The sequence below is a fragment of the Anthropogastromicrobium aceti genome, from assembly GCF_020687335.1.
Classification (GTDB): Bacteria; Bacillota; Clostridia; order Lachnospirales; family Lachnospiraceae; genus Anthropogastromicrobium; species Anthropogastromicrobium aceti.
This window is the reverse complement of record NZ_JAJEQN010000003.1, coordinates 54,593-79,119: the sequence shown is the minus strand read 5'-3', so window position 1 is coordinate 79,119 and position 24,527 is coordinate 54,593. Positions and strand designations below refer to the sequence as shown.

18 protein-coding genes are annotated in these 24,527 nt (G+C 41.4%); 14 read left to right on the top strand and 4 right to left on the bottom strand.

Annotated features, from left to right (window positions below; genetic code table 11):
* Positions 1-111 precede the first annotated feature (111 nt).
* From LKD48_RS01795 to LKD48_RS01785, 3 genes are all read left to right on the top strand, one after another.
* Complete coding sequence (locus tag LKD48_RS01795; RefSeq protein WP_118613002.1) at positions 112-1,866, top strand: ABC transporter ATP-binding protein/permease; 1,755 nt, start codon at positions 112-114, stop codon at positions 1,864-1,866.
* On the top strand, positions 1,863-3,626 hold the full coding sequence (locus LKD48_RS01790; RefSeq protein WP_308730997.1) for an amino acid ABC transporter ATP-binding/permease protein: 1,764 nt from the start codon (positions 1,863-1,865) through the stop codon (positions 3,624-3,626). The genes LKD48_RS01795 and LKD48_RS01790 overlap by 4 nt, the downstream gene beginning before the upstream one ends.
* Before the next feature lie 71 nt (positions 3,627-3,697).
* On the top strand, positions 3,698-4,051 hold the full coding sequence (locus LKD48_RS01785; RefSeq protein ID WP_308730996.1) for a nitrous oxide-stimulated promoter family protein: 354 nt from the start codon (positions 3,698-3,700) through the stop codon (positions 4,049-4,051).
* Here the strand turns inward: LKD48_RS01785 and LKD48_RS01780 are convergent.
* Positions 4,034-5,773, bottom strand: coding sequence for a DUF885 family protein (locus LKD48_RS01780; protein WP_308730995.1), 1,740 nt, complete (start codon positions 5,771-5,773; stop codon positions 4,034-4,036). The genes LKD48_RS01785 and LKD48_RS01780 overlap by 18 nt on opposite strands.
* Before the next feature lie 183 nt (positions 5,774-5,956).
* On the opposite strand from LKD48_RS01780, the gene LKD48_RS01775 reads away from it, so the two are divergent.
* From LKD48_RS01775 to LKD48_RS01765, 3 genes are all read left to right on the top strand, one after another.
* A complete protein-coding gene (locus LKD48_RS01775) occupies positions 5,957-7,627 on the top strand; it encodes a polysaccharide deacetylase family protein (RefSeq protein ID WP_308730994.1) in 1,671 nt (556 codons plus the stop codon).
* Between the two features lie 358 nt (positions 7,628-7,985).
* Positions 7,986-9,275 carry an aspartate aminotransferase type Ic gene (locus LKD48_RS01770; protein WP_308730993.1) on the top strand — a complete coding sequence of 430 codons (1,290 nt, stop codon included), beginning with the start codon at positions 7,986-7,988 and terminating at the stop codon, positions 9,273-9,275.
* 266 nt (positions 9,276-9,541) lie between these two features.
* Positions 9,542-10,741, top strand: coding sequence for an ATP-binding protein (locus LKD48_RS01765; protein ID WP_308730992.1), 1,200 nt, complete (start codon positions 9,542-9,544; stop codon positions 10,739-10,741).
* 54 nt (positions 10,742-10,795) lie between these two features.
* On the opposite strand, the gene LKD48_RS01760 is transcribed toward LKD48_RS01765, so the two are convergent.
* Positions 10,796-11,629, bottom strand: coding sequence for a polysaccharide deacetylase family protein (locus LKD48_RS01760; RefSeq protein WP_066563245.1), 834 nt, complete (start codon positions 11,627-11,629; stop codon positions 10,796-10,798).
* 266 nt (positions 11,630-11,895) lie between these two features.
* Between LKD48_RS01760 and fsa the strand changes: the two genes are divergently transcribed.
* From fsa to LKD48_RS01735, 5 genes are all read left to right on the top strand, one after another.
* A complete protein-coding gene (fsa, locus tag LKD48_RS01755; RefSeq protein ID WP_066563247.1) occupies positions 11,896-12,552 on the top strand; it encodes a fructose-6-phosphate aldolase in 657 nt (218 codons plus the stop codon).
* A gap of 75 nt (positions 12,553-12,627) precedes the next feature.
* Positions 12,628-14,112 (top strand): L-fucose/L-arabinose isomerase family protein, encoded by a 1,485-nt coding sequence (locus tag LKD48_RS01750; RefSeq protein WP_308730991.1) that lies wholly within the window; start codon positions 12,628-12,630, stop codon positions 14,110-14,112.
* 157 nt (positions 14,113-14,269) lie between these two features.
* A complete protein-coding gene (locus LKD48_RS01745; protein ID WP_227101717.1) occupies positions 14,270-14,887 on the top strand; it encodes a DUF4867 family protein in 618 nt (205 codons plus the stop codon).
* A 324-nt stretch (positions 14,888-15,211) separates the two neighbouring features.
* Entirely contained in the window at positions 15,212-16,663 is a 1,452-nt protein-coding gene (gltX, locus tag LKD48_RS01740) for a glutamate--tRNA ligase (protein WP_066563251.1), read from the top strand.
* A gap of 42 nt (positions 16,664-16,705) precedes the next feature.
* Positions 16,706-17,050, top strand: a complete 345-nt coding sequence (locus LKD48_RS01735; protein WP_066563254.1) for a DUF1292 domain-containing protein — start codon at positions 16,706-16,708, stop codon at positions 17,048-17,050.
* Positions 17,051-17,121: 71 nt separating this feature from the next.
* Here the strand turns inward: LKD48_RS01735 and LKD48_RS01730 are convergent, their stop codons facing one another.
* Both LKD48_RS01730 and ychF read right to left on the bottom strand, forming a co-directional pair.
* Positions 17,122-18,996, bottom strand: a complete 1,875-nt coding sequence (locus tag LKD48_RS01730) for an ATP-dependent helicase (protein WP_308730990.1) — start codon at positions 18,994-18,996, stop codon at positions 17,122-17,124.
* Between the two features lie 11 nt (positions 18,997-19,007).
* Complete coding sequence (ychF, locus tag LKD48_RS01725; protein WP_066563256.1) at positions 19,008-20,105, bottom strand: redox-regulated ATPase YchF; 1,098 nt, start codon at positions 20,103-20,105, stop codon at positions 19,008-19,010.
* 342 nt (positions 20,106-20,447) lie between these two features.
* Between ychF and rsmH the strand changes: the two genes are divergently transcribed.
* Genes rsmH through LKD48_RS01710 form a run of 3 tightly spaced genes read left to right on the top strand, consistent with a single transcriptional unit; the run spans position 20,448 to position 24,485 of the window.
* Complete coding sequence (gene rsmH, locus LKD48_RS01720; protein ID WP_308730989.1) at positions 20,448-21,383, top strand: 16S rRNA (cytosine(1402)-N(4))-methyltransferase RsmH; 936 nt, start codon at positions 20,448-20,450, stop codon at positions 21,381-21,383.
* Between the two features lie 23 nt (positions 21,384-21,406).
* Positions 21,407-21,922: an FtsB/FtsL family cell division protein gene (locus LKD48_RS01715; RefSeq protein WP_118612991.1), complete on the top strand. Its 516-nt coding sequence runs from the start codon at positions 21,407-21,409 to the stop codon at positions 21,920-21,922.
* Positions 21,903-24,485 carry a peptidoglycan D,D-transpeptidase FtsI family protein gene (locus tag LKD48_RS01710; RefSeq protein WP_308730988.1) on the top strand — a complete coding sequence of 861 codons (2,583 nt, stop codon included), beginning with the start codon at positions 21,903-21,905 and terminating at the stop codon, positions 24,483-24,485. The genes LKD48_RS01715 and LKD48_RS01710 overlap by 20 nt, the downstream gene beginning before the upstream one ends.
* Positions 24,486-24,527 lie beyond the last annotated feature (42 nt).

Sequence of the window (24,527 nt, the reverse complement as noted above, 5' to 3'; positions counted from 1 at the left end):
AAATGAGAAAAACTATCAAAAAGGCAATTCGCAGCAAATGCGGGTTGCTTTTTTTGCTGCCTTTCATGTATAATGCATTGGCTAGAAATACAAAGAGAAAGGAAAACACGAATGATCAAAAAACGACTTTTAAATATGGTGCCAGAAAGTAAGCGCTATATTGCTTTTAATGTATTGTTTCAGTGGATCTCGTTGATTGCCAATATTGTTATGATGGCAGCAATCACAGGACTTTTGGCATCACTGTTTTTGGGAACCAATAGCAATGAGCAGATTGGAAAAACAGCAGTGATTTGCGTGATCGTACTTTTTGTGCGTGCAATTTGCAGTATCTGTTCTTCCCGCATGGGATATCTGTCATCCAAGACGGTAAAGAAAGTAATCCGCGAGCAAATTTATAAGAAGCTTCTTCGACTGGGAACTGGCTACAAAGAAAAGGTTCAAACCTCTGAGATCGTACAGGTGGCAGTAGAGGGTGTTGAGCAGCTTGAGACGTATTTTAGCGCGTATATGCCACAATTTTTCTATGCAATGCTTGCACCGCTAACTCTTTTTATTGTCCTTTGCTTTGTCAATGTGCCATCAGCAGTGGTTCTTCTTATCTGTGTTCCGTTAATTCCGATCGCGATTGCAGCTGTACAGACATGGGCGAAAAAGCTGTTGTCGAAATATTGGGGGCAGTATACAGCACTTGGTGACACATTTCTTGAAAATTTACAGGGGTTGACAACACTGAAAATTTACCAGTCAGATACCTACAAAAATGAAGAAATGAATCAAGAAGCAGAAAAGTTTCGAAAGATCACAATGAAGGTGCTGACGATGCAGCTAAATTCAATTACGATTATGGATTTTATCGCATATGGAGGTGCCGCACTTGGAATGATTCTTGCTGCGACGCAGTTTCAGTCTGGTCATGTCGATTTACAGGGTTGTCTTTTGATTATTCTTTTATCAGCAGATTTCTTTATTCCGATGCGTCAGCTTGGCTCCTTCTTCCATATTGCAATGAATGGAATGGCAGCAAGCGACAAGATTTTCGCACTCCTTGATTTACCAGAGCCAGATCAAGCAAAAAAGGATTGCCAGAGGGAAGGAGATATTGTCTGCGAAAATGTTTGTTTTTCCTACGATGGAGAGAGACAAGTTCTTACAGATATCAATTTAACGATTGCAAAGAAAGGACTCACCGCGATTGCAGGAGAGAGTGGATGTGGAAAATCAACGATTGCATCCATTTTGATGGGCAGATCAAAAAATTATAAAGGAAGCATCAAAATTGGTGATACAGAGCTTCGTGACATTTCAGAAGAAAGTCTGCTGAAGCATATTACCTATGTCAGTCATCAAAGCTATCTGTTTAAGGGAACTGTTCGTGAGAATTTGCTGATGGGCGACCCAAAAGCAATCGACGACAAGCTGTGGGAAGTGCTAGAGCACGTCAATTTGGCAGCATTTTTGAGGACAGAAAACGGACTTGACACAGTTGTCCTAGAAAAGGGAAGCAATTTTTCAGGTGGACAGTGTCAAAGACTTGCACTTGCAAGGGCACTTCTTCACGATAGCCCAGTCTATATTTTTGACGAGGCAACTTCGAATATTGATGTGGAGAGTGAAAATGATATTATTGCGGAAATGCTTAGAATGGCTCAGACCAGGAGTGTGTTTGTCATCTCACATCGACTTGCCAATATCACAAAAGCTAACCAAATTTATGTGATGGAGAAAGGAATGATTTGCGAGAGCGGAACACAAGATGAACTTCTTGCAAAGAAAGGTGTCTATAAAAAACTGTGGGAAACACAGCAAAGCCTAGAGAAGTATACGAAATCAGATACGAAAGTAGGAAAGGAGAAGTTGGCATGAAACAAGCAAAGAAACGAAGCAATTTTCAAATCATGAGCCGATTGATTGGATTGGTAAAACCGCTCACTGGCTATATGGTGCTTGCCATTTTAATGGGTCTTGCCGGGCATTTGTGCGCAAGTTTTATTACTATTCTTGGCGCTTATGGTGTGTTACATGTGCTTGGCATAAAGACAAGCGTGTCACTTGGATGGATTTTTGCACTAGCTGTCGGATTTGCGTTGGTTCGTGCCGGTCTTCGATATGGCGAGCAAAGCTGCAATCATTTTATCGCATTTAAGCTTCTGGCGCTAATTCGTGATCAAGTATTCATTGCTCTTAGACGACTCTGCCCAGCAAAGCTAGAAGGGCGAGACAAGGGAGATTTGATCAGTGTCATCACATCCGATATTGAGCTTTTGGAAGTATTCTATGCGCACACAATCTCGCCGACAGCGATCTCATTTTTATTTACAATTATCATGTGTCTTTTTATTGGAAGCTTTCATGTTGTGGCAGGAATTTTGGCACTCATTGCCTATCTGACAGTGGGAATCTTTGTCCCATTGTTGATCTCACGCGCGAGTGGCGATGTAGGTATGAGTTTTCGAAAAGGAGCAGGAGAGTTATCTGCATTTGTCTTAGATAGCCTTCGTGGTCTTTCAGAGACACAGCAGTATGCCCAGGGAAACATTCGCTTACAGCAGATGAATGAAAAGACGAAGCGTCTAAGTAAAGATGAGGCACAGATGAAGCGTATGTCAGGGCGCAATACCGCAATTACAAACAGTGTGATTTTAGTGTTCGATCTGGCAATGTTATTTGTCTGCACAATACTTTATCAGAAGGGAGCAATTGAGTTTGCAGGCGTTTTAATTTCAACTGTTGCTCTTATGAGTTCATTTGGCCCGTGTGTTGCACTGGCTGCGCTCGGAAGCACGCTTCAAAATACATTTGCAGCAGGAAACCGAGTGCTGGATATTTTAGATGAAAAGCCTCTTGTAGAGGAGATTACGGGAAAAGCGCCGGTTGTATTTGAAAGTCAAGCAAAAGGAAAGAGCAAGAATATTAGTGTCGAAAATTGCGACGCATTTTGCGACAAGAAGGCAGATCTAGCTCCAGCAGCCGAGGTAAGCCATCTAAGCTTTTGCTATGAGTCAGAGGAGATTTTATCAGATGTGTCAGCTGTGATTCCAAGAAATCAAATTGTCGGAATCGTTGGAAAGAGTGGAAGTGGAAAATCAACACTATTAAAACTTTTGATGAGATTTTGGAGACCAAGTTCTGGAAGAATTTCGGTTGCTGGAAAATCAATTGAACAGATTAACACATCCGATCTTCGTCAAATGGAAAGTTTTGTTACACAGGAAACCTATTTGTTTCATGATAGCATTCGAAACAATATAAAAATTGCAAAGCTTTCAGCGACAGATGAAGAAATCGAAGTAGCTTGCAAAAAGGCATCGGTCCATGACTTTATCATGTCACTTCCCAAAGGATATGATACATCGGTTGGAGAACTTGGCGATACACTTTCTGGCGGAGAAAGACAGCGTATTGGACTTGCCAGAGCATTTTTACATGATGCGCCACTGATGTTACTCGATGAGCCAACCAGTAATCTTGACAGTTTAAACGAGGCAGTCATTTTAAAATCACTCTATGAACAAAGAAGCGATAAGACGATCGTACTTGTCTCTCACAGAGAGTCCACAATGAAGATTGCAGATACGGTTTATGCGATGGAAGAACTGACGAAAGGTGATGTTAGAGAAAGCTAAGAATTTCTGATAATTGTTGATAAGAAACGTGATAAGTTTCGCAAAAAATAAAAATTAGAAAGAGAAAAAACTTGAAAGAAACGAAAAAAATTCAGTCAAAGAGGGAGAGAGAGCAATACGTCGTCTCCCAGATGATCGAACTGTATTGCAAAAAACAACATAAAAGTAAAAACGGTGCACTCTGCAAAGACTGCCAAGAATTAAAAGATTATGCCTGGCAGCGGAGCGAAAAGTGTCCATTCATGGAAACAAAAACTTTTTGCTCCAATTGCAAAGTGCACTGTTACAAGCCTGCGATGCGTGAAAAAATACGCGAGGTTATGCGCTTTTCTGGGCCGAGGATGCTTTTTTACCATCCGATGCTTGCAATTCGACATCTGATCGAATCCAAGTGGGAAAAGAAAAATTTAGACGGTTCCGTCTGAAATCAGATATTTCTCGAGCAGTGTGAACGGCAGTGATCCAAGATTTAAGTAGGCAGCATACATATTTTTATCGGATGAGTATCCATCAGCTATCTGTTCAAACAGATCCTCGGTCTTATAGTATCCGACGCTGTATGGCAGATAGACGCCAGGATCGTTAGCGCAGGTATCTATAAAATTCTGGCAAGTGTTTTTATCTAATTCGCCATAATAGGTGCTTAAAAAATCAGATGTTTCTTCTATGCCCCAGCCTTCGTAATTGACACCTATGTCAACAACGGACAGTGCAGCCATTCCAAGGATCAGGTTAGTAAAGTAGGCATCAGCAGTTGCTTCGTCAATTCCTGCCCATTCAAGAGAAAGCTTTTCAACGTAATAAGCCCAACCTTCTGAGGTACCAAGAGAACCAATGAGAGTCTCAATATTGTATTCAAAAGAATTTTGCATAAAATACTGGTGCTGATAAAGATGACCAGGATAGCCCTCATGTGCCATTGTAGTCCAAAGAACCATCGAATCATCGCCAACTTCGCTGGGGTTAATTCGGATAATGTTTCGACTTTCGTTATCAAGCGGGCTTGACAGATAGTAGGCCAGATTGTTCGGAACCCGAAGTGCTTCTGGAAGGTAGCTTAGTGTATATGTGGTATCACCGATATCCGGCATACATTCGGCTGCCTTTTGATTTAATGTCTGAAGAATAGCATCAGCGTCTGCTTTTGGTGCTGTCAGGGAATCAAGATCATTTAACAAATTAGGATTGTAAGAGTAAGACTGCGACAGGTTCATAAGCCCCTGTGTCAGCTTATCTGTCAGATAATCCTTAAGCTCAAGCGGTGTCATATCAGTTCCTGTATTGTCTCTTACTAAAAGTTCATAATATTCCTTACCCTGATCATAAAAAGCAAGACCTTTGCTCTCACCGGCAGAGGCTTTTTTATTTTCTAATGTTTCATAGAAAGAAGAAAAAGCAGGAAGAACTTCATCGGTCAACACTGTCTTTACCTGTTTTGTATAGTTATTAACTACATCATCAGATAATCCGGTTTCACTCACATTTGACTCAAACGCCTCAAGGTAGGGATGATTTTCTAATGTTGTCATCGCATCCTTATTTTCCAGTGCCTGCTCAAAGGCATAGAGGCTAGGCACATAGCCAATGCTTTCCTGATGTTCAATTTCCTTCACAACGTCATTTAAAAAACGTGGGATGTCTCTTAATACATCCAAATAGTTAATTATGTCCTGTTCAGACAAAAGATAATATTCAGTAATAGTTGTGTTTAAAGTGGATAAAATGCCGCTCATAGGTCCTAAGGTACTCGTATAGTCAGGAAGAGTGCAATATTCCAGATTAATGTCAATATAGTGATTCATTAGCTGGTATACCTGCTTTTGCTTTGCTGTCAGTGAATTGTATTCTACTGCTGAGAGATTCTCTTTTGCACGATTTAATATTTCAGCAGTCTCAGTGAAGGTTTCACTAAAGGAGCCAAGTGGTGGATTATCAGACGATTTATAATCTTCTGGAAAAGAAAAGGAATAGTGCAAATTAATAGGCGAAGAATCCATGATATCCCAAAAGAAAGTGTTGGCAGCATTGTCAAAAGCATCCTCTGTATTAGACGCGGCGTGTACTTTAACAGTGGTTGTTAGTGCCAGAGAGGGAATCAAAGCAGTACTTAAAAGAAATTGTTTTGCATGTAATTTTAAAAAAAACATAAAATCTCCTTTCATCATAAAAATAGTGTTTCAAATATAGAGAAAAATATGCTATGATACAGAGAGTGCTTTTAATGGCACAATCAGCATCATAATGATAAAGTTTTGCTGTTAAAAAGCTAACTATAATCATACCATGCATGGGCAACCAGACGCAAGCAAAAAAGGCAGGAAATGAAATTCATGGAGAAAAAGAATCAGAATACAAATAAAAAAATAATACAGACATCAAACAAACAGGTACATCAAATGCGAGATACCAGAACAAAAAACGCTTCACAGAAGCGCTCAAAAAAACATCGAAAAAAGCAGGTATTTGGCAGACAATCCATTTTTGCAGGCGGCTTTTGCATTGTGGCTGCGCTTGCAATAGTGATTGGAATTTTTGTTTCAAATAAAACAAAAACACCGTATGAAAAGCAGGTGATTACGCTGTATGAAAAGGAAAATGAATCACTCGCAGAGCAGCAGACAAATCCTGAGGCAGGTATGGACGAGGGAATTTCTTCAGGCTTAAAACAGGTAAGAGATTATGGTGTGAAGCTGCCGGAGAGCTTTCAGAATCCGCCAATTTTTGAGAGTACATTTACTAGCACAGGAGATACTGTTCTTGATACAGCGAATCGTTATGCTGCAATGTATGATTATGATAAGGCAATTGAGACGATTCAGGCAGTGAGCGGCTATGAGAGTAATGCAGAGTATACAAAGGCTCTTGAGGAATATGATCTTGAAAAGTCCCGTCTATTCCAGTGGAATGACAATTACACAATTACACATATTTTCTTTCATACTTTGATTGTAGATCCTGAAAAGACATTTGATGTTTCACTTAGCAGCAAGGCGCAGGTGATTGCATATAACGAAGCTATGACCACAATTGATGAGTTTGTAAAAATAATTCAGAAAATGTACGATGACGGATATGTGCTTGTAGGTCTTCATGATGTGGCGGAAATGGTAACTCAGCCAGATGGAACACAGATCATGCAGATGAAGCCGATCTATCTTCCAGCAGGAAAAACACCATTTGTGCTGTCACAGGATGATGTCTGCTACTATGAGTATATGACAGGGCAGGGCTTTGCAGATCGCTTTGTGCTTGATGAAAATGGAAAGATTACAAATGAATATACGCTTGACGATGGCACTGTAATACGCGGCTCCTTCGATGTGCTTACCATTTTAGAGGATTTTATCGAGGCACATCCAGATTTTTCGTACCGCGGTGCGCGTGGAACAATTGCAGTCACTGGTTATAATGGTATATTTGGTTATCGTACCTCTGACTATTGGTACAATTGGAACTGCGAATATTTTGATCAGCAGAATGCAGAGGAACGACAGCGTATGTACTACAATAATGAAAACATTGAGGCAGATAAGGCAGCGGCCAAAGAGATTGCCACCGCAATGAAAGAGCTTGGATGGACAATTGCAAGTCATAGCTGGGGCCATATTTACATTGGAAGCAGCAGTTATGGTCGCGTCTGCTGGGATAGTGACATGTGGGAGAGAGAGGTAGCACCGCTTGTTGGAGGAACAGATATTATCATTTTTGCATTTGGTGAAGATCTAGACGGCTGGCAGGGCTATGCAGCTGACAATGAGAAGTTCTTGTATTTAAAACAAAAAGGCTTTGACTATTATTGTAATGTAGATGCATCAAGTGAACATTGGATTCAGATTGGCGCGAACAAGGATTATTTCCGTCAGGCAAGACGAAATCTGGACGGAACTCGTATGTGGGAGGCAGTTATGAGCTATACTGACAGCAGCTATCATAACCGTTTATCAGATTTGTTTGATGCAAGAGACATCTTTGATCCAGCAAGACCAACACCTGTAGAGTAATGAATATTGTGTGTAAATATACATATTTGCGGAATAAAGACAGTAAGAAAAAGGGGAGCAGAGCTCTCCTTTTTCTTTTGTCTGAATGTGTTTGCTCGAAAGAAAAACAGGAATTTCAAAGGTTTTTCAGAATAAATTTAAAAAATATGTATGAAAAGCATCATATTCTTTTGAATATCTGCGAATTTTTTTACATAATTCATATTGAAAAAAATTAAAATGTGTAATACAATAATACTCACGAGCGCTGCATAGGCAAAGCAAAATGCATGCAGTGAACGGAATACGCATACGAGTTTGCATGAAAACTGTATAACGGTGAAGCACAAAACTGTATAGACTGAGGAGGCTGCATATTATGAAAGCATATAAGGATATGACCAGAGAAGAGCTTTTTGCTGAGAAGGAAAAGCTTGAAGCGATGTATCAGGATTACAAGGGACAGAATTTAGCACTTAACATGTCCAGAGGTAAGCCGTCAGCATCACAGCTTGATCTGTCCAAGGGAATGATGGACGTGCTTAAGTCTGATTCGAATCTGACATGTGAGGATGGTACCGATTGCCGTAACTACGGTGTCCTTGATGGAATCCCAGAGGCAAAGCGTTTGTTAGCTGGCATGATAGGTGCAAAGCCAGAGCAGGTAATTGTATATGGCAACTCCAGTCTGAATGTTATGTATGATTCTGTTGCTAGATGTATGTATGAGGGTGTCTTAGGAGGAAAGCCATGGGCACTTCAGGGCAAGGTTAAGTTCTTATGTCCAGTTCCAGGCTATGATCGTCATTTTGGCATTACTGAGCATTTTGGCGTAGAGATGATTAATGTGCCTATGACGCCAGACGGACCAGATATGGATATGGTTGAAAAGCTTGTTTCTGAGGATCCACTAGTAAAGGGTATCTGGTGTGTTCCGAAGTATACAAACCCACAGGGCTATGTATACTCAGATGAGACAGTACGCCGCTTCGCAAACTTAAAGCCGGCAGCAGAAGATTTCCGTATTTTCTGGGACAACGCATATTGTATCCATCACCTGTATAACGGTGAGCCTGCACAGATCTTAAACATTCTTGATGAGTGTGAGAAGGCAGGAAATCCGGATATGGTATATGAGTTCGTATCTACATCTAAGGTTGTATTCCCAGGTTCTGGTATGGCAGCACTCGCAGCCTCCACTGCAAATGTAGCTTCCATCAAAAAGCAGATGGCAGTTCAGACTATCGGCCATGATAAGGTAAATCAGCTGCGTCATGTTCGTTTCTTCGGCGATAATGAGGGAATGGAAGCACATATGAAGAAACATGCAGATCTGATTCGTCCGAAGTTTGAAGCACTGATTTCCATCATGGAAGAAGATCTTGGTGGACTGGATATCGCAGAGTGGACCAACCCTAAGGGCGGCTACTTTATTGGATTTGACTCAATGCCAGGCTGCGCAAAGGAAATCGTAGCAAAGATGAAAGAGGCAGGCGTTATCCTGACAGGAGCAGGTGCAACCTTCCCATATCATATCGATCCGCAGGACAGAAATATTCGTTTGGCACCGACCTTCCCGACCATTGATGAGTTAAAGCTTGCATCAAGAGTATTTACAGTATGCGTAAGACTTGTATCAGCAGAGAAGCTGCTGGCAGAAAAGGCGTAAAATTCAACCCGGAAGTTTCACGTTACTTTGAAAGTCCTGCTACAACGTTCGGCTTCGTGAAAGCCATTCGCCTCAGGGCTTGTTAGGTAACGGTGGTGGCACGGAAAGTATAATTTAAGAATAAAAAGCAGCCTGAAATTAGGGCTGCTTTTTTACTATACAGCTTAAAAAATACTTCTTTTATATAAGTTTTTAAGGTTAAACCTGAAAAACTCATTTTATTTATGGAGTTTTTATGGTATAATTACAAAAGAGGAGGTGATTGTATGATTTTGAGACCAGATTATATTGAAGCTGTCAAACCATTTATGGATGCACCGCTTGTTAAAATTCTTACAGGTGTTCGCCGCTGCGGAAAATCTACTATTTTTGAAATGATTCGTCAGGAATTACTTGAAAGAGGTATACCAGAAGATCATATTATTATGAAAAAATATACAGAGATGGATATACCAGATACGATTACGGCAAAGCAAATGTATGATGAACTTGTTTCAAGAGTAGAAGATGATAAGCGTTATTATTTTTTGCTAGATGAAATTCAGGAAATTAAGGGATGGGAAAAGGCTGTTAATAGCTTGCTTGAGGGAATGAACGCTGACATTTATGTGACAGGATCAAATTCAAAGCTTATGTCAAGTGAGATTTCCACATATTTGACAGGGCGTTATATTTCAATTCCAGTGTTTACGCTCTCTTTCAGAGAATATCTGGAATTTAAAAAGGAGAGTACACAGTCATATGATAAGCTTTTGGAAGAATATATTAAATTTGGTGGATTTCCAATCATTGCGCTTGGCGAATACGAACAGCAGTCAGCATATCAGATTGTAGATGGAATTTATCATACAGTGGTATCGCGTGATATTGTAAAAAGACATAGGATTAACAAACAGGATCTGTTTGATCGTGTTGTAAAATATGTCATTGAAAATATGGGAAAGACATTTTCGGCAAGTTCGATTTCTAATTTTTTGAAAAGTGAAAACAGAAAGGTGTCCATAGAAAGTATTTATAATTATTTACGATGGTTAGAGCAGGCATTTATTATATTTCCATGTGAACGATATGACATGCAGGGGAAGAGTATTTTAAAGACGCAGGAAAAATATTATTTGGCAGATGTTTCATTTCGATATGCACTATTTGGCTATAACAGAAAGATGCTAGATGGTGTAATGGAAAACATTGTCTACCTTGAATTGTGTCGCAGAGGCTATGATGTGTATGTTGGAAAGAATAATACAAAGGAGATTGATTTTATCGCAATTCATAAGGATGAGAAAATTTATGTACAGGTATGCGTACAAATTCCAGAGAATTCGAATCGTGAAGTAGGAAATCTTATGGAAATACGAGATCATTATCCGAAATATGTTGTAACATTGAATGAGATGGATGTTGGAATTGAAAATGGAATTCGAATTGTACATCTTCGAGATTTTTTGCTTGCAAAGCAGTGGTAATAAAGAAATAAAAAATAGGCAAGTCTGATGGCTCGCCTATTTTTTTCTATAATATTATTTTGCCCATTCTCCAATTGGAAGCTCGGTCATAGTGCCGCCCTTTAATTCAATGAAGTTGGTGTCGTTTACACAGATCCATACAGATGCTGCACTTGGGTTGTATACATGTGAGCAGTCTGCGGTGTACTGAAGTCTCTTTGCTGCGTCAAGGTAATCAACGATTTCGATGTTGGTTGCATACCAGATATCGTCGCGTTTGCCGACTAACTTGCAGAAGTCTTCCATGAGTTCCCAGTTATTCTGATTAGTGAACTCATAGCTGTGACCCCATACATACATCATGTACAGATACTGCTTCTTGAACAGATCAACAAACTGCTGGCCAAGCTCAAGCAGATTTTTATTGTGATGGCAGGTTGGATTCCACTCAAGGAAGTTTTCTGGCATTGCAAAGGACATTGTGCTTGTTACAGTACGTGCATAGCGAATGCCAAGAGACGGAAGTGCATTTATGATTTCCTTTGAGTAAGAGCCATTCGGGTAGGAGAGTCCGCGTACCGGATATCCCATGATTGCCTCAAGATTTTTACGGTCATCAAGTACCTGAGATACTACCTGCTCCATAGGGCAGCGTGCAATTGTCGGGTGAGTTAATGTATGGCAGGAAACTTCATGTCCTTTGTAGAGTTCCTGATATTCAGAGGTTGGAATACGTGTGTCCATCTCCAGACCGGAATTTAAATGGAATGTACCTTTGATGCCATATTTATTAAAGATGGAAACAAGGCGGCGATCTTCTAATTTACCATCGTCGTAGCTCATTGTTAAAACCTTGTGTTTTCCGCCCGGAAAACAGGTATAAATTGTAGGGAGTTTTCTTTCGCTCATAATAATCCTCCATATTTTGCATAGTAATGCAGTGTAGTGTTCGAGTCGGAAAAGATGCCGATGCACGAATCCGTGAACTGAATTTAAGTATAGCAGATCCTTAGTCAAAGTGCAAGAAAGCATATGAAAAAAAAGAAAAGCGTCAAGAAAATTGATGTAGAAGTTGTACAAACAAGTTGACTTTTATAGGGCCATGCATTATGATTATTACAAATGCATGGATAAGAACTTTGGTCCATGACAATGATTTGGAGGTGTATGTTATTATGAAATTTTTTATTGATACTGCCAATGTTGATTACATTAAAGAGGCAAATGATATGGGAATTATCTGCGGTGTTACCACAAATCCGTCCCTGATTGCAAAGGAAGGACGTGTTTTTGAGGAAGTAATCGCAGAGATCGCATCAATCGTAGATGGCCCGATCAGCGGTGAGGTTAAGGCAACCACAACAGATGCTGAGACTATGATTAAGGAGGGTATTGCAATCAGCAAAATTCATAAGAACATGGTTGTAAAGATCCCGATGACAGCAGAAGGCTTAAAGGCAACAAAGGCACTTTCCGCAATGGGAATCAAGACAAACGTGACGCTTGTATTCTCAGCAGCACAGGCACTTCTTGCAGCAAGAGCAGGTGCAACATATGTTTCTCCATTCCTTGGAAGACTTGATGATATTTCTACACCAGGTATGGATCTGATCCGCACTATCGCTGATATCTTTGCTATGTATGATGACATTGATACGCAGATCATTGCAGCCAGCGTAAGAAATCCGATTCATGTAATCGACTGTGCGCTTGCAGGTGCTGATATCGCAACAGTTCCATACAATGTACTGATGCAGATGGTAAAGCATCCATTAACAGATCAGGGTATTGAGAAGTTTAAGAAAGATTACATCGCTGTATTTGGCGAGTAATTAAGTGAGTAATTCAGGTGCGCGTAAAATGCGTGCTGAAAAATAGATACATATAATGTAGGAGGCATATTTATCATGAACAACATTCCTCAGGTAAAATTAGGAATCGTAGCAGTCAGCCGTGACTGTTTCCCGGAAAGTCTTTCTGTAAATAGAAGAAAGGCTCTTGTAGCAGCATATGCAGAAAAGTATGATGTACAGGACATTTACGAATGTCCAGTCTGTATCGTAGAGAGCGAGATCCACATGGTTCAGGCTCTTGAGGATATCAAGAAGGCAGGATGTAATGCACTTTGCGTATATCTTGGAAACTTTGGCCCAGAGATTTCTGAGACACTTCTTGCAAAACATTTCGATGGACCGAAGATGTTTGTTGCAGCAGCAGAGGAGAGCCAGAATGACCTTTCAGATGGCAGAGGTGATGCATACTGTGGTATGCTGAATGCAAGCTACAACTTAAAGCTTCGCAATGTAGGTGCTTACATTCCGGAGTATCCTGTTGGAACAGCACAGGAGTGTGCAGACATGATGCATGAGTTCTTACCAATCGCAAGAACCATCATTGGTCTGTCTAATTTAAAGATCATTTCCTTTGGACCAAGACCGTTAAACTTCTTAGCATGTAATGCACCGATCAAGCCACTTTATGACCTGGGTGTTGAGATCGAGGAAAACTCCGAGCTTGATCTGTTCGAGGCATTCAAGAAGCATGACAATGACCCAAGAATCCCGGCTAAGGTAGCAGAGATGGAAGCAGAGCTTGGAGAAGGCAATAAGAAGCCAGAGGTTCTGCCAAAGCTTGCACAGTATGAGCTGACACTTCTTGATTGGGTTGAGGCACACAGAGGATACCGCAAGTACGTGGCAATCGCTGGAAAGTGCTGGCCGGCATTCCAGACACAGTTTGGATTTGTACCTTGCTATGTAAACAGCCGTCTGACTGGAATGGGCATTCCGGTATCATGTGAGGTTGATATCTACGGATGCTTAAGTGAGTTTATTGGAACATGCGTTAGCGAAGATGCTGTTACTTTGCTTGATATCAACAACTCTGTACCAGCTGATATGTATAAGGAGTCTATCGAGGGCAAGTTTGACTATACACAGAAGGATACCTTCATGGGATTCCATTGCGGAAATACCTGCAGCAAGAAGCTTTCTTCCTGCACAATGAAGTATCAGAAGATTATGGCACGTAACCTTCCGGAAGAAGTTACCCAGGGTACTCTTGAGGGAGATATTGTTCCAGGCGATATCACATTCTATCGTTTACAGTCTACTGCTGACTGCAAGCTTCGTGCTTATATGGCAGAGGGTGAAGTACTTCCAGTTGCAACTAAGTCATTTGGAGGCATCGGTGTATTCGCAATTCCAGAGATGGGACGCTTCTACCGTCATGTATTAATTGAGAAGAACTATCCGCATCATGGAGCAGTTGCATTTGGACACTTTGGAAAGGCACTGTATGAGGTATTCAAGTATATCGGTGTTCCGCTAGAGGATATCAACTACAATCAGCCAAAGGGTGTAAGATATCCAACTGAGAATCCGTTTGCATAAGATATCAGAATATTTTTAGAATTGTGAGAGTTGCGCAGCAATGGAGCAATTCAATTAAGAAGAATATAGCGGGCTCATATGTTTGAGTCCGCTATTTTAAACATTTTATATTTATGGTAATAAAATGGCAAATTTATATAAAGGAGAATAAGAGATGATTAAGATTCAGAATGTTAATGACGCAGCGTACAAGAGATTTGGAAAGGTGATCACAGATATTGAATTAGGTGATTTGTTACAGGCAATGGAAGCAACTCCATGTCCGGATGATGTAGTTTACGTGGCATCAGAGGCAGCATTAGAGGCAACAAAGAGCGCAGAGAAGTTTCAGGAAATTTATTATGGAAAGCTTCCAATTCAGGTAGGATACTGCAATGGCCACAATTCCTTATTAAATGCACTCGAGTATCATCGCTGCGGTGAGGTAAACGTAGCAGTTACCGATCTGATCGTGCTCGTTGGATCTCTTGTTGACGTAGCAGATGATTTTACATACGACACAGCAAAGGTAGAAGCCTTCTTTGTACCGGCAGGAACAGCATTTGAGATGTACGAGACAACACTTCACTATGCACCATGCGGAGTAGACGGCAAGGGCTTTAAGGATGTCATCATTCTTCCAAAGGGAACAAATGCCGATATTACAAAGAATCCAGAGGCAACAGGAGAAGATCGTTTACTGACAGCAGAAAACAAGTGGCTGATCGCACATGCAGATGCCAAGATTGACGGCGCATTCAACGGACTGCAGGGAGAGAATATCTCTGTACTGTAAAATTAATTGCCTGCAGTTCACGGGGGATATTACAAAAGCCCTTCGGTGTAATAGTTTCGTCGACGGACCAAACTCCGCAGGTTCCTGTTATATTCTTTATTATCATACATTACTTTGAAAGACCTGCTCCAAGTGTCCGTCTCGTGAAAGCCATTCACCTTCGGGCTATGTTGTAAATATTGGCTTATCCGTGAACTGCATAAACATTAGTACTTGCATTTTTATGTTGAATATGCTACCCTATCAGATGCAAGAAGAATGAAAAACAAAGTCAGGAAGGCATTTTGCATCCCTGACAGAAAAATAGAAAGGACAGGTTACATTATGAGTAAAGTTAGAACCAGATTTGCTCCCAGCCCGACAGGACGTATGCATGTCGGAAACCTGAGAACAGCACTGTATGCGTATTTGATTACAAGACATGAGGGAGGAGATTTCCTTTTACGTATCGAGGACACTGACCAGGAACGTCAGGTTGAAGGTGCTGTTGATATCATTTACCGTACACTGGAAAAAGCGGGCATTACCCATGATGAAGGTCCGGACAAGGACGGCGGTGTAGGCCCATATGTACAGAGTGAGCGCCAGAAGCAGGGCATCTATATGAAGTATGCAAAGCAGCTGGTAGAAAAGGGAGAGGCTTACTATTGCTTCTGCGATAAAGAGCGTCTTGAGTCCTTACACACCATGATTGGTGATAAGGAAATCAGCATCTATGACAAGCATTGCCTTGGACTTTCAAAGGAAGAGGTTGAGGCAAACCTTGCAGCAGGCAAGCCATTTGTTATCCGTCAGAATAATCCGCGTACTGGAACAACAACCTTCCACGATGAGATTTACGGTGATATCACTGTAAATAACGAGGAGCTTGATGACATGATCTTAATCAAGTCTGATGGTTTCCCGACTTACAATTTTGCTAACGTAGTAGATGATCATTTAATGGGTATCACTCACGTTGTAAGAGGAAATGAGTATCTGTCATCTTCTCCAAAGTATAACCGTCTGTATGAGGCATTTGGCTGGGAGATTCCGGTATATGTTCATTGTCCGCTTATTACAGATGAGGAGCATAAGAAGCTTTCAAAGCGCTGCGGTCATTCCTCATTTGAGGATCTGTTAGAGCAGGGCTTCCTTCCAGAATGTATCGTAAACTTTGTTGCACTGCTTGGCTGGAGCCCGGCTGACAATCAGGAAAAGATGACGATGCAGGAGATGATCGAGAAGTTTGACTATACAAAGATGAGTAAATCTCCGGCTGTCTTTGACTACGGAAAGTTAAAGTGGTTAAATGGCGAGTACATCAAAGAGATGGATGATGACCGTTATATGGAGATGGCACTTCCACATATCAAAAAGGTAGTTACAAGAGACTGCGATTATGAGAAGATTGCAAAGATGGTAAAGACACGTATCGAGGTATTCCCAGATATCGAAGCACTTGTCGATTTCTTCCAGGAAGTACCAGAGTACGACAGCGAGATGTATGTTCATAAGAAGATGAAGACAACAAAAGAGTCTTCCTTACAGCTGTTAAATGAAGTTCTTCCAGTACTTGAGGCGCAGGAAGATTTTTCTAATGACGCATTATTTGCTTCTCTTAGTGCATTTGCAAAGGAGAAGGGATACAAGACCGGTTTTGTAATGTGGCCGATCCGTACTGCAGTTTCAGGAAAACAGTCCACACCGGGTGGTGCAACTGAGCTGATGGAAATTCTTGGAAAAGAAGAATCTATCGCACGTATCAAGGCTGCAATTGAGAAGCTTTCTGAATAGTTACGAATATATTGAACAAAAACGACAGAAAGGAGAGAGAGAATGGCAAAGCATGATGACGAGTTTGAAGGACGCGATACAGTAACCCTGACACTTGATGATGATTCTGAGTTAGAGTGTATCGTACTAAATATTTTCAAGGGCGGAGACAGAGAGTATATTGCACTTCTTCCAACTGAGGGAATTGAAGCAGAGGAAGGTACTGTTTATCTGTATCGTTATGAAGAGGATGAGCAGGGCAATCCAAACCTGACAAATATTGAGTCCGATGAGGAGTATGAGATTGCTTCTGACGCATTTGATGAAATGCTTGACGATGAGGAATATGACGAGTTAGTCAGCGAGGAAGAACTTGCAGCAGAAGAAGAGGATGCAAAGAAGTTTTAATTGCAGTTAATTTTGACAAAATAAAAACCTTAGGCAGATATAGTAAATTAACTAATCTGCTTAAGGTTTTTTTACATTTCATTTAGTTCTTCTAAAAATCTGCTTGGAAACTTTTCCTTTCCAGAGGCTTCACCGACACAGTACAAATGAAGATGTTCCTTTGCTCGTGTAATGCCAACATAAAAAAGTCGGCGCTCCTCCTCAAGATCGGCATCAACAGCAGCACGAGCGTGAGGAATATTGTCTTCATTTATATCGGGAATGAAAACAATCGGATACTCTAAACCTTTTGCACAGTGAAGTGTGCAAAGACAGACACCGCTTTCATTATTTGCATCCTTTGAAGCAGGGCTTTTAGCCTGTTTTTGTAATTCCTCTGTATATGTATCAATATAAGTAAACCACTCGGCAAAGGTGCGGCATGACTGGCTGCTTTCGTGAACGGCATTTAGCACATCAAGAAGCTCCTGCTCATTAATGTGATGCTCCTTAGCATAGTCTTTTAGATAATCCTGATACTTCATTGCATTAGACAGATAGTGGATTGCAGCATAGGGCGACATGCGTTTCATGATCGAAAGATCATATTCAAGACGGTCAAGGCGCTCAAGCATCCAGTCCTTATCCTGATAATATGCTTTTAATTGTGCTACGCTGATATCAGATGTAAAAGGCGCAAGAGCCTCACGCTTAATATATCGGTTAGGGCGATTCATAATGCGAAGCCAGTTCGCCCTTGTGTTTCCAGTACCAGAGACAAGGCGAAGATAAGCAATTATATCAAGTGAAATCCAATGAGCAAAAAGATTCGGTATGGCATCCTTCATGTGAAATGGTATTCCGCCTTTCATAAGCGCATCCATAACAAAGCGGATTCCAAGATTAGTACGAAATAAAATTGCCATTTGCTCATAAGCATAGCCTTGTGCATGATAATCGCGAAGCTGTGCTGTCAGATATCTGTTTTGTTCAGCAGGATCACGGCATGGCTTTAACAGGACAGGGAAGGCTGCCTGATGAGAAGCACGGATTTTCTTTGGAAAACGAGCCGTGTTATGCACGATTAAATGATTGGCAGCTGCCACAATGTAGGCATCTGAGCGATAATTTACATCAAGCAGGATGCGGATGGCATTTGGATAATCCTTCTCAAAACCAAGCATGATCTCAGGCCTTGCACCGCGAAAGCGATAAATCGACTGATCATCATCGCCAACGATAAAAAGATTATTTTTCGGTGCAGCGAGCAATTGAATTGTTTTATACTGCACAAGATTTATATCCTGAAACTCATCAATTAGAATGTACGAAAAGCGCTGGCGCCAGGCATCTAAAATATCACGCCGTTTAGACAAAAGGTCATAAGTCATTGTCAAAATATCATCAAAATCGACTTTGTTAGCCTGACGAAGCTTTTTTTCATAAAGGCGGTAAACACGGCGAAACACATTTTCAGGGCAGCTTTTTGCATAGTAATAGTCAAGTGACAGACAGTTGCTTTTGACAGCAGAGATCTCTCCGAGCAGGTTAGAGGCAAGCTCATTAAAATCAGGTGCGTCCATATCAAGTTCATCGATGATACTCTCAATCATTTTATACTGTTCCTTTTGCGTCAAAATGTTGGAGGCATCATATTGGTAAGCATGCTTTAAAATGCGGTAGAAAACAGAGTGAAAAGTGCCAAAAGTAACGCCCGTGGAGCGTGCTGCATCCAAACGGGCGTTTCTCTTCTGGTAAAGGGTAAAAAAACGGCTCTGCATTTCTTGTGCCGCAGCTCTTGTAAAAGTGATAACAAGAATACGGGATCCCGGAATATGATAGCGCTCAAGGAGCGTCACAATCCTGTTTGTGATCACAGTTGTCTTGCCGGAGCCAGGTCCTGCAAGAACAAGAGCGGGGCCATCTTTATGCGCGATGGCCTGCGTCTGGGTATCAGAAAAAGCCATGAAAAACCTCTTTATACGTTGAAACGGAACAAAATGACATCGCCATCCTGAACCACATAGTCCTTTCCTTCAAGACGAACAAGACCTTTTTCTCTTGCGGTTACGTAGGACTGGCAGTCCATAAGATCCTGATAGCTTACAACCTCTGCGCGGATGAAGCCTCTCTCAAAATCAGAGTGAATCTTTCCGGCAGCCTGTGGTGCCTTAGTTCCCTTTGTGATGGTCCAGGCTCTTGTCTCATCAGCACCAGATGTCAGATAGCTGATCAGACCAAGCAGAGAATAGCTTGCAGAAATCAGCTTGTCAAGACCAGATTTTTCAAGACCAAGATCCTCTAAGAACATCTTCTTTTCATCATCGTCAAGCTCAGAAATTTCAGCTTCGATCTCAGCACAGATAACAAATACCTCACTGCCTTCTTTAGCAGCAAACTCGCGTACAGCTGCAACGTGAGGATTGGAAGCACCATCATCAGCCAAATCACTTTCAGATACATTTGCAGCATAGATAACAGGCTTGCTTGTTAAAAGATTTAAGCTTGCGATAAAAGCAGCCTCATCCTCATCATCCGGCTCAACAGTCTTAGCCTGACGGCCCTCTGTTAAAGCATCCATCAGCTTCTTTAAGGTAACAAGCTCCTTTGCAAGACTCTTATCATTCATAGCACTTCTTGTTGTCTTTGCAATACGGCGCTCAAGAACTTCCTGATCAGCAAAAATCAGCTCAAGCTCGATAGTTTCAATATCATCAACTGGATCAATATGACCATTTACATGGATGATATTAGAGTTTTCAAAGCAGCGTACAACATGTACAATTGCGTCAACCTCACGGATATTTGCAAGGAACTGGTTTCCAAGACCCTCACCCTTAGATGCGCCCTTTACAAGACCGGCGATATCAACAAACTCAACAACTGCCGGTGTAACCTTTGCGGAGTGATACAGCTCACCTAAATTTTTAATACGCTCATCCGGAACTGGAACAATACCAACATTTGGGTCAATGGTACAGAACGGATAGTTTGCAGATTCCGCACCTGCCTTTGTCAAAGAGTTAAATAAAGTACTCTTGCCGACATTCGGCAAGCCTACGATTCCTAATTTCATAGTAAAAATCCTTCCTGTCTGGTCATGTAGTACATGTGACCAGTAACATTTTTAATTCTAGCATATAAAAAAAAGAAATACAACCGTTTCTGTCGGAAGAAATTCTGAAAAAAGTATTGTCATTTTTAATAAACTAATATAAAATAGATTTCATAATCAGAGATAGCATTTTGCCGTTTTTGATAAATAATATAGCAGAAATGACGGGAAGAAAAAATGGTTCTTATGACGAAAGACAGGAGCCGTGTTTTTTGCCGTGCTTTTTTAACAAATACAATTAGTGACCATGCACAAAAAAGTGAGTGGTTAATTTTAATACACAGCGAAAGAAAAAGGAGTAACATGGAATTTGTTCATAAATCAATATTGCTGGATGAGGTGATAGAAAACCTAAATATCCGCGAGGATGGATGTTATGTAGATGGAACGCTCGGAGGTGCCGGCCATTCCTATCAGATCTGTACGCATCTTGGAGAGAAAGGAAGACTTATAGGAATAGATCAGGATGCGGATGCTATACAGGCAGCGACAAAGCGTCTTGAACCATATAAGGACAAGGTAAGCATCGTAAGAAGTAACTATGTAAATTTTGACAATGTTTTAGATGAGCTTGGAATTGATAAGGTAAACGGAATACTCCTTGACCTTGGAGTTTCTTCTTATCAGCTTGATGAGGCTTCACGTGGCTTTACATACCGCGAGGACGTGCCGCTTGATATGCGTATGGATCAGAGAAATACAAAGACAGCGGCTGATATTGTCAATGAGTACAGCGAGATGGAGCTGTATCGCATGATACGCGATTACGGAGAAGACCGCTTCGCAAAAAATATTGCAAAGCACATTGTTCGCGCACGCGCAAAAAAGCCAATTGAGACTACTGGTGAGCTGTGTGAGATAATTAAGGCAGCAATTCCGGCTAAAATGCGTGCCGGTACAGGTCATCCGGCAAAGCAGACATTTCAGGCGCTTCGAATTGAATTAAATCATGAGCTTGATGTGCTGACACAATCAATTGACGGTATGATTGACCGTTTAGCACCGGGTGGACGTCTTTGTATTATTACATTCCACTCGCTAGAAGATCGAATTGTAAAAACGAGATTTCGCACGAATGAAAATCCGTGCATCTGTCCGCCGGGCTTTCCTGTCTGTGTGTGCGGACGCATTTCAAAGGGAAAGGTGATTACAAGAAAACCAATTCTTCCTTCAGAACAGGAGATGGAGGAAAATAGCCGTTCAAAGAGCGCGAAGCTTCGCGTTTTCGAAAAGGCATAAAAAAGGTAGAAAGGACTGGAGTCATGCAGGAAGGGGAACCGAAAAATGGATACCGCGAGCAGGAAGCCGCAGGCGGAACCTATGCGCCAAAAAGAGTGCCAGAGCTTGAAAGGCAGCGCCAGGCACGTATTAAAAGACTCCAGGAACTGGAGCGTCAGCAGATAGAACTGCATAAACAGCGAATTATAAATGGCACACTGAGCAGGCGTTATAATGCAAGAGCATATGATGGACTGACTGCCATAGTCGCTTTTTTGACGGCAGTATTGCTGCTTTGGTCAGCAATAGGTTATGTGGGGAGGAATGCACAATTAAATGCAAGTAATAAAAAGGTGGCATCGCTCAAGGAGACTTATCAAGAGCTGCAGACGGATAATGATAACCGTGAGGCACTTTTATATGCTTCTGTCGATGCAAAACAGATTTACCAGATCGCGACACAGAGGCTTGGCATGAGCTACCCTGAAAAGCATCAGGTAATCACCTATCATAAAACAGAAAGTGGGTACGTTGCACAATATGAAGACATTCCGCAGTGATGAGAATCAGAAAGAAAAAAAGACACAGACAACGCAGTCAGTCAATACAAAACATACTGTGAAGAAAAAGAAAAAAAAGATTTACAGCGCTAAGGCAAAGAAGGATACGGGCAAGCTTGCAAACCGTATAAATGTCAGAATGAGGCTAGTAGCAGGTCTAGTTGCGTTTTGTATGGCTGCTCTTGTCGTTTACATTGGTATACGCGCTGCACTTACAAACGAAGTGTATGAGCGAAAGGCACTCAGCCAGATGAATTACAGCAGCTCAACTTTAGTGGCAAAGTCTGGCGAAATTTATGACACAAACATGACGCCAATTGCAGTCAGCAGTCGAGTTTATATTTTGATTATTGACCCAAAGGTAATCATGGAAACAGAGGCAATTGATGGGCGAAAGGGAACGCTTGAAACAACTGTTAAGGCGATTGCGCAGTGTTTTGACTTAGATGAAGCTGCGCTTACAAATACAATTACTCAGTCAGCCGATAAAAATTATATTCGTTATGTGCCAGAAGGCTGGACAAGCAAAAAGTATCTTGTTACGGAAAGCCAAAAGGAAGCATTCGATGCGCTTGAAAAAAAGGTAAATAGCACAGAAAAAAAGAAAGAAACCAAAACAACACAAGCCCAAAGTATGCAGGAAACAGAAGGCACCTCATCTGCAGATGAGGAGTTTGAAAGCCAGGAGGGTGCTAAGATTGTAGGTGTTTGGTTTGAGACAGAATACCAGCGCTATTATCCATATGGCAATTTAGCAAGTAAGGTCATAGGCTTTACGACAAAGGACAGCTCTGAGGGTATTTGGGGACTAGAGCGCTACTACAATGAAGAACTTCGTGGAACAAATGGCCGAAGCTACAGCTATATTGACAGCAGCAAAAATCTGATTCGCGATGTGATTGAGCCAACTGATGGCTACTCACTTGTCTCAACGATTGATATGAACCTGACAAAGATACTCAGTGATACAGCCTCAGAGTGGTTTTATGAGACTGATGAAAACGGAGAAAGGGTTCGTACGGCAAAAAGCTACAGTATTCTTGCAATGGATCCGAATACAGGTGCTATAAAAGCAATGGTTACGGACACTGATTATGATCTGAATAATCCAAATGATCTTTCATCATTCTATACTGATGAAGAACTGGCTACATTTGCAGATAATGAAGTAAAATCAGAAGAGTATGAAAAGTATCTGGAAAAGGAGCAGGAAAAGTTAAAGGAACAGGCCGAAGCCTCAAAGGAGAAGGCTGATGACGATTCTTCTAATACACAGGATATAATAGAGATTGCAACGGCATCTCCGTATGCAGCATATTTGAATGCAAAGGGAGAGTGGGATCATAGCGCTTATCCGACAACAACAGATGTACAAAATGAGATTTGGCGAAACGGTATCATAAGTAACTCCTTTGAGCCAGGTTCTACTGGGAAGGTTCTTACATATGCAGCAGCGATTGAGGAAGGACTGATTACAGAAGATACGCAGTTTGATGACAGTGAGGGTTATTTAAACATTGGACGAACAATGGTAAAATGCCATAACTATGCGCTTGGCGGCTGTGGCATTATTGATGCAAAAGACGCTGTTGCGCAGTCTTGTAACGTAGCCTTTATGGAAATTGGAAAACTTCTTGGACCAGAGCTTTTTGTTAAGTATCAGCAGCTTCATAATTTTGGTCAGAAAACAGGAATAGATCTTCCAGGTGAGGCTAGCTGTGAAGGACTTTTGTATACAGCAGATCAGCTAGGAGAGATCGAGCTTGCGACAAGCGCATTTGGTCAGTGCTACAACGTTACCATGATTCAGATGGCAGCATCATTTTGCGCTGACATAAATGGCGGTTATTACTACAAGCCATACACCGTTGAGAGCATTCTTGATCAGGACGGCAATGTAGTAGAGTCTGTTAAACCAACACTTGTGCGCCAAATTATAAGTGAGGAGACAAGTGCAACAGTGCGCCGTGCACTTGAGTATGCTGTTACAAATGGAACTGTTTATGGTGTGCAGGTTGCGGACAGAGAAAATGGTGTCAAGATGGATGGCTATGATTTTGGCGGAAAGACAGGAACTGCTCAGAAGCTTCCGCGTTCAGAAGATAAATATATCATTTCCCTGATTTCAGCAGCACCTATTAGTTCACCGCAGCTTGTGCTTTATGTTGTAGTTGATGAGTACGAAGGAAACGACGAAGACGGAAGTGCACCTGTACAGTATTTATCAGGACGTTTGTGGTACGCAATCAAGGATTACATTGGACTTTATTCTGAGTTAGATGCAGATGTAAACGATTATGATTGGCAGAGTGCTTCTCCATCAGATGACAGTATGTCAGGAGAGTCACTATTTACAGATTCACAAGGAGATGAAGCAGCTCTTCCAGTGCCTCCGGCAGTGGTTGCTAAAGAGCAAACAGATGCAGCAGCAGAAAATCCAGATGAAAATATCATTGATCCTGAGGCAGCAATTGCAGATCCGGCAGACGCAAACGCAGCACCAGATTCAAACGATGTCATAGATCTTCCGGCTCAGCCAGCGGCAGATGCAAACGCACAGTAAAAAAATAAAAAGAATCTTGAAATTTATAAAAGAATTTCAGGA

Excerpts from the sequence above, each read along its gene's own strand:
- fsa (WP_066563247.1), top strand. The coding sequence starts at position 11,896 with ATGAAATTTTTTATTGATACTGCCAATGTTGATTACATTAAAGAGGCA.
- rsmH (WP_308730989.1), top strand. The coding sequence starts at position 20,448 with ATGGAATTTGTTCATAAATCAATATTGCTGGATGAGGTGATAGAAAAC.
- LKD48_RS01730 (WP_308730990.1), bottom strand. The coding sequence starts at position 18,996 with ATGGCTTTTTCTGATACCCAGACGCAGGCCATCGCGCATAAAGATGGC.
- LKD48_RS01760 (WP_066563245.1), bottom strand. The coding sequence starts at position 11,629 with ATGAGCGAAAGAAAACTCCCTACAATTTATACCTGTTTTCCGGGCGGA.
- LKD48_RS01795 (WP_118613002.1), top strand. The coding sequence starts at position 112 with ATGATCAAAAAACGACTTTTAAATATGGTGCCAGAAAGTAAGCGCTAT.
- LKD48_RS01765 (WP_308730992.1), top strand. The coding sequence starts at position 9,542 with ATGATTTTGAGACCAGATTATATTGAAGCTGTCAAACCATTTATGGAT.
- LKD48_RS01780 (WP_308730995.1), bottom strand. The coding sequence starts at position 5,773 with ATGTTTTTTTTAAAATTACATGCAAAACAATTTCTTTTAAGTACTGCT.
- LKD48_RS01735 (WP_066563254.1), top strand. The coding sequence starts at position 16,706 with ATGGCAAAGCATGATGACGAGTTTGAAGGACGCGATACAGTAACCCTG.
- LKD48_RS01715 (WP_118612991.1), top strand. The coding sequence starts at position 21,407 with ATGCAGGAAGGGGAACCGAAAAATGGATACCGCGAGCAGGAAGCCGCA.
- gltX (WP_066563251.1), top strand. The coding sequence starts at position 15,212 with ATGAGTAAAGTTAGAACCAGATTTGCTCCCAGCCCGACAGGACGTATG.
- LKD48_RS01775 (WP_308730994.1), top strand. The coding sequence starts at position 5,957 with ATGGAGAAAAAGAATCAGAATACAAATAAAAAAATAATACAGACATCA.
- LKD48_RS01710 (WP_308730988.1), top strand. The coding sequence starts at position 21,903 with ATGAAGACATTCCGCAGTGATGAGAATCAGAAAGAAAAAAAGACACAG.
- LKD48_RS01790 (WP_308730997.1), top strand. The coding sequence starts at position 1,863 with ATGAAACAAGCAAAGAAACGAAGCAATTTTCAAATCATGAGCCGATTG.
- LKD48_RS01750 (WP_308730991.1), top strand. The coding sequence starts at position 12,628 with ATGAACAACATTCCTCAGGTAAAATTAGGAATCGTAGCAGTCAGCCGT.
- ychF (WP_066563256.1), bottom strand. The coding sequence starts at position 20,105 with ATGAAATTAGGAATCGTAGGCTTGCCGAATGTCGGCAAGAGTACTTTA.
- LKD48_RS01770 (WP_308730993.1), top strand. The coding sequence starts at position 7,986 with ATGAAAGCATATAAGGATATGACCAGAGAAGAGCTTTTTGCTGAGAAG.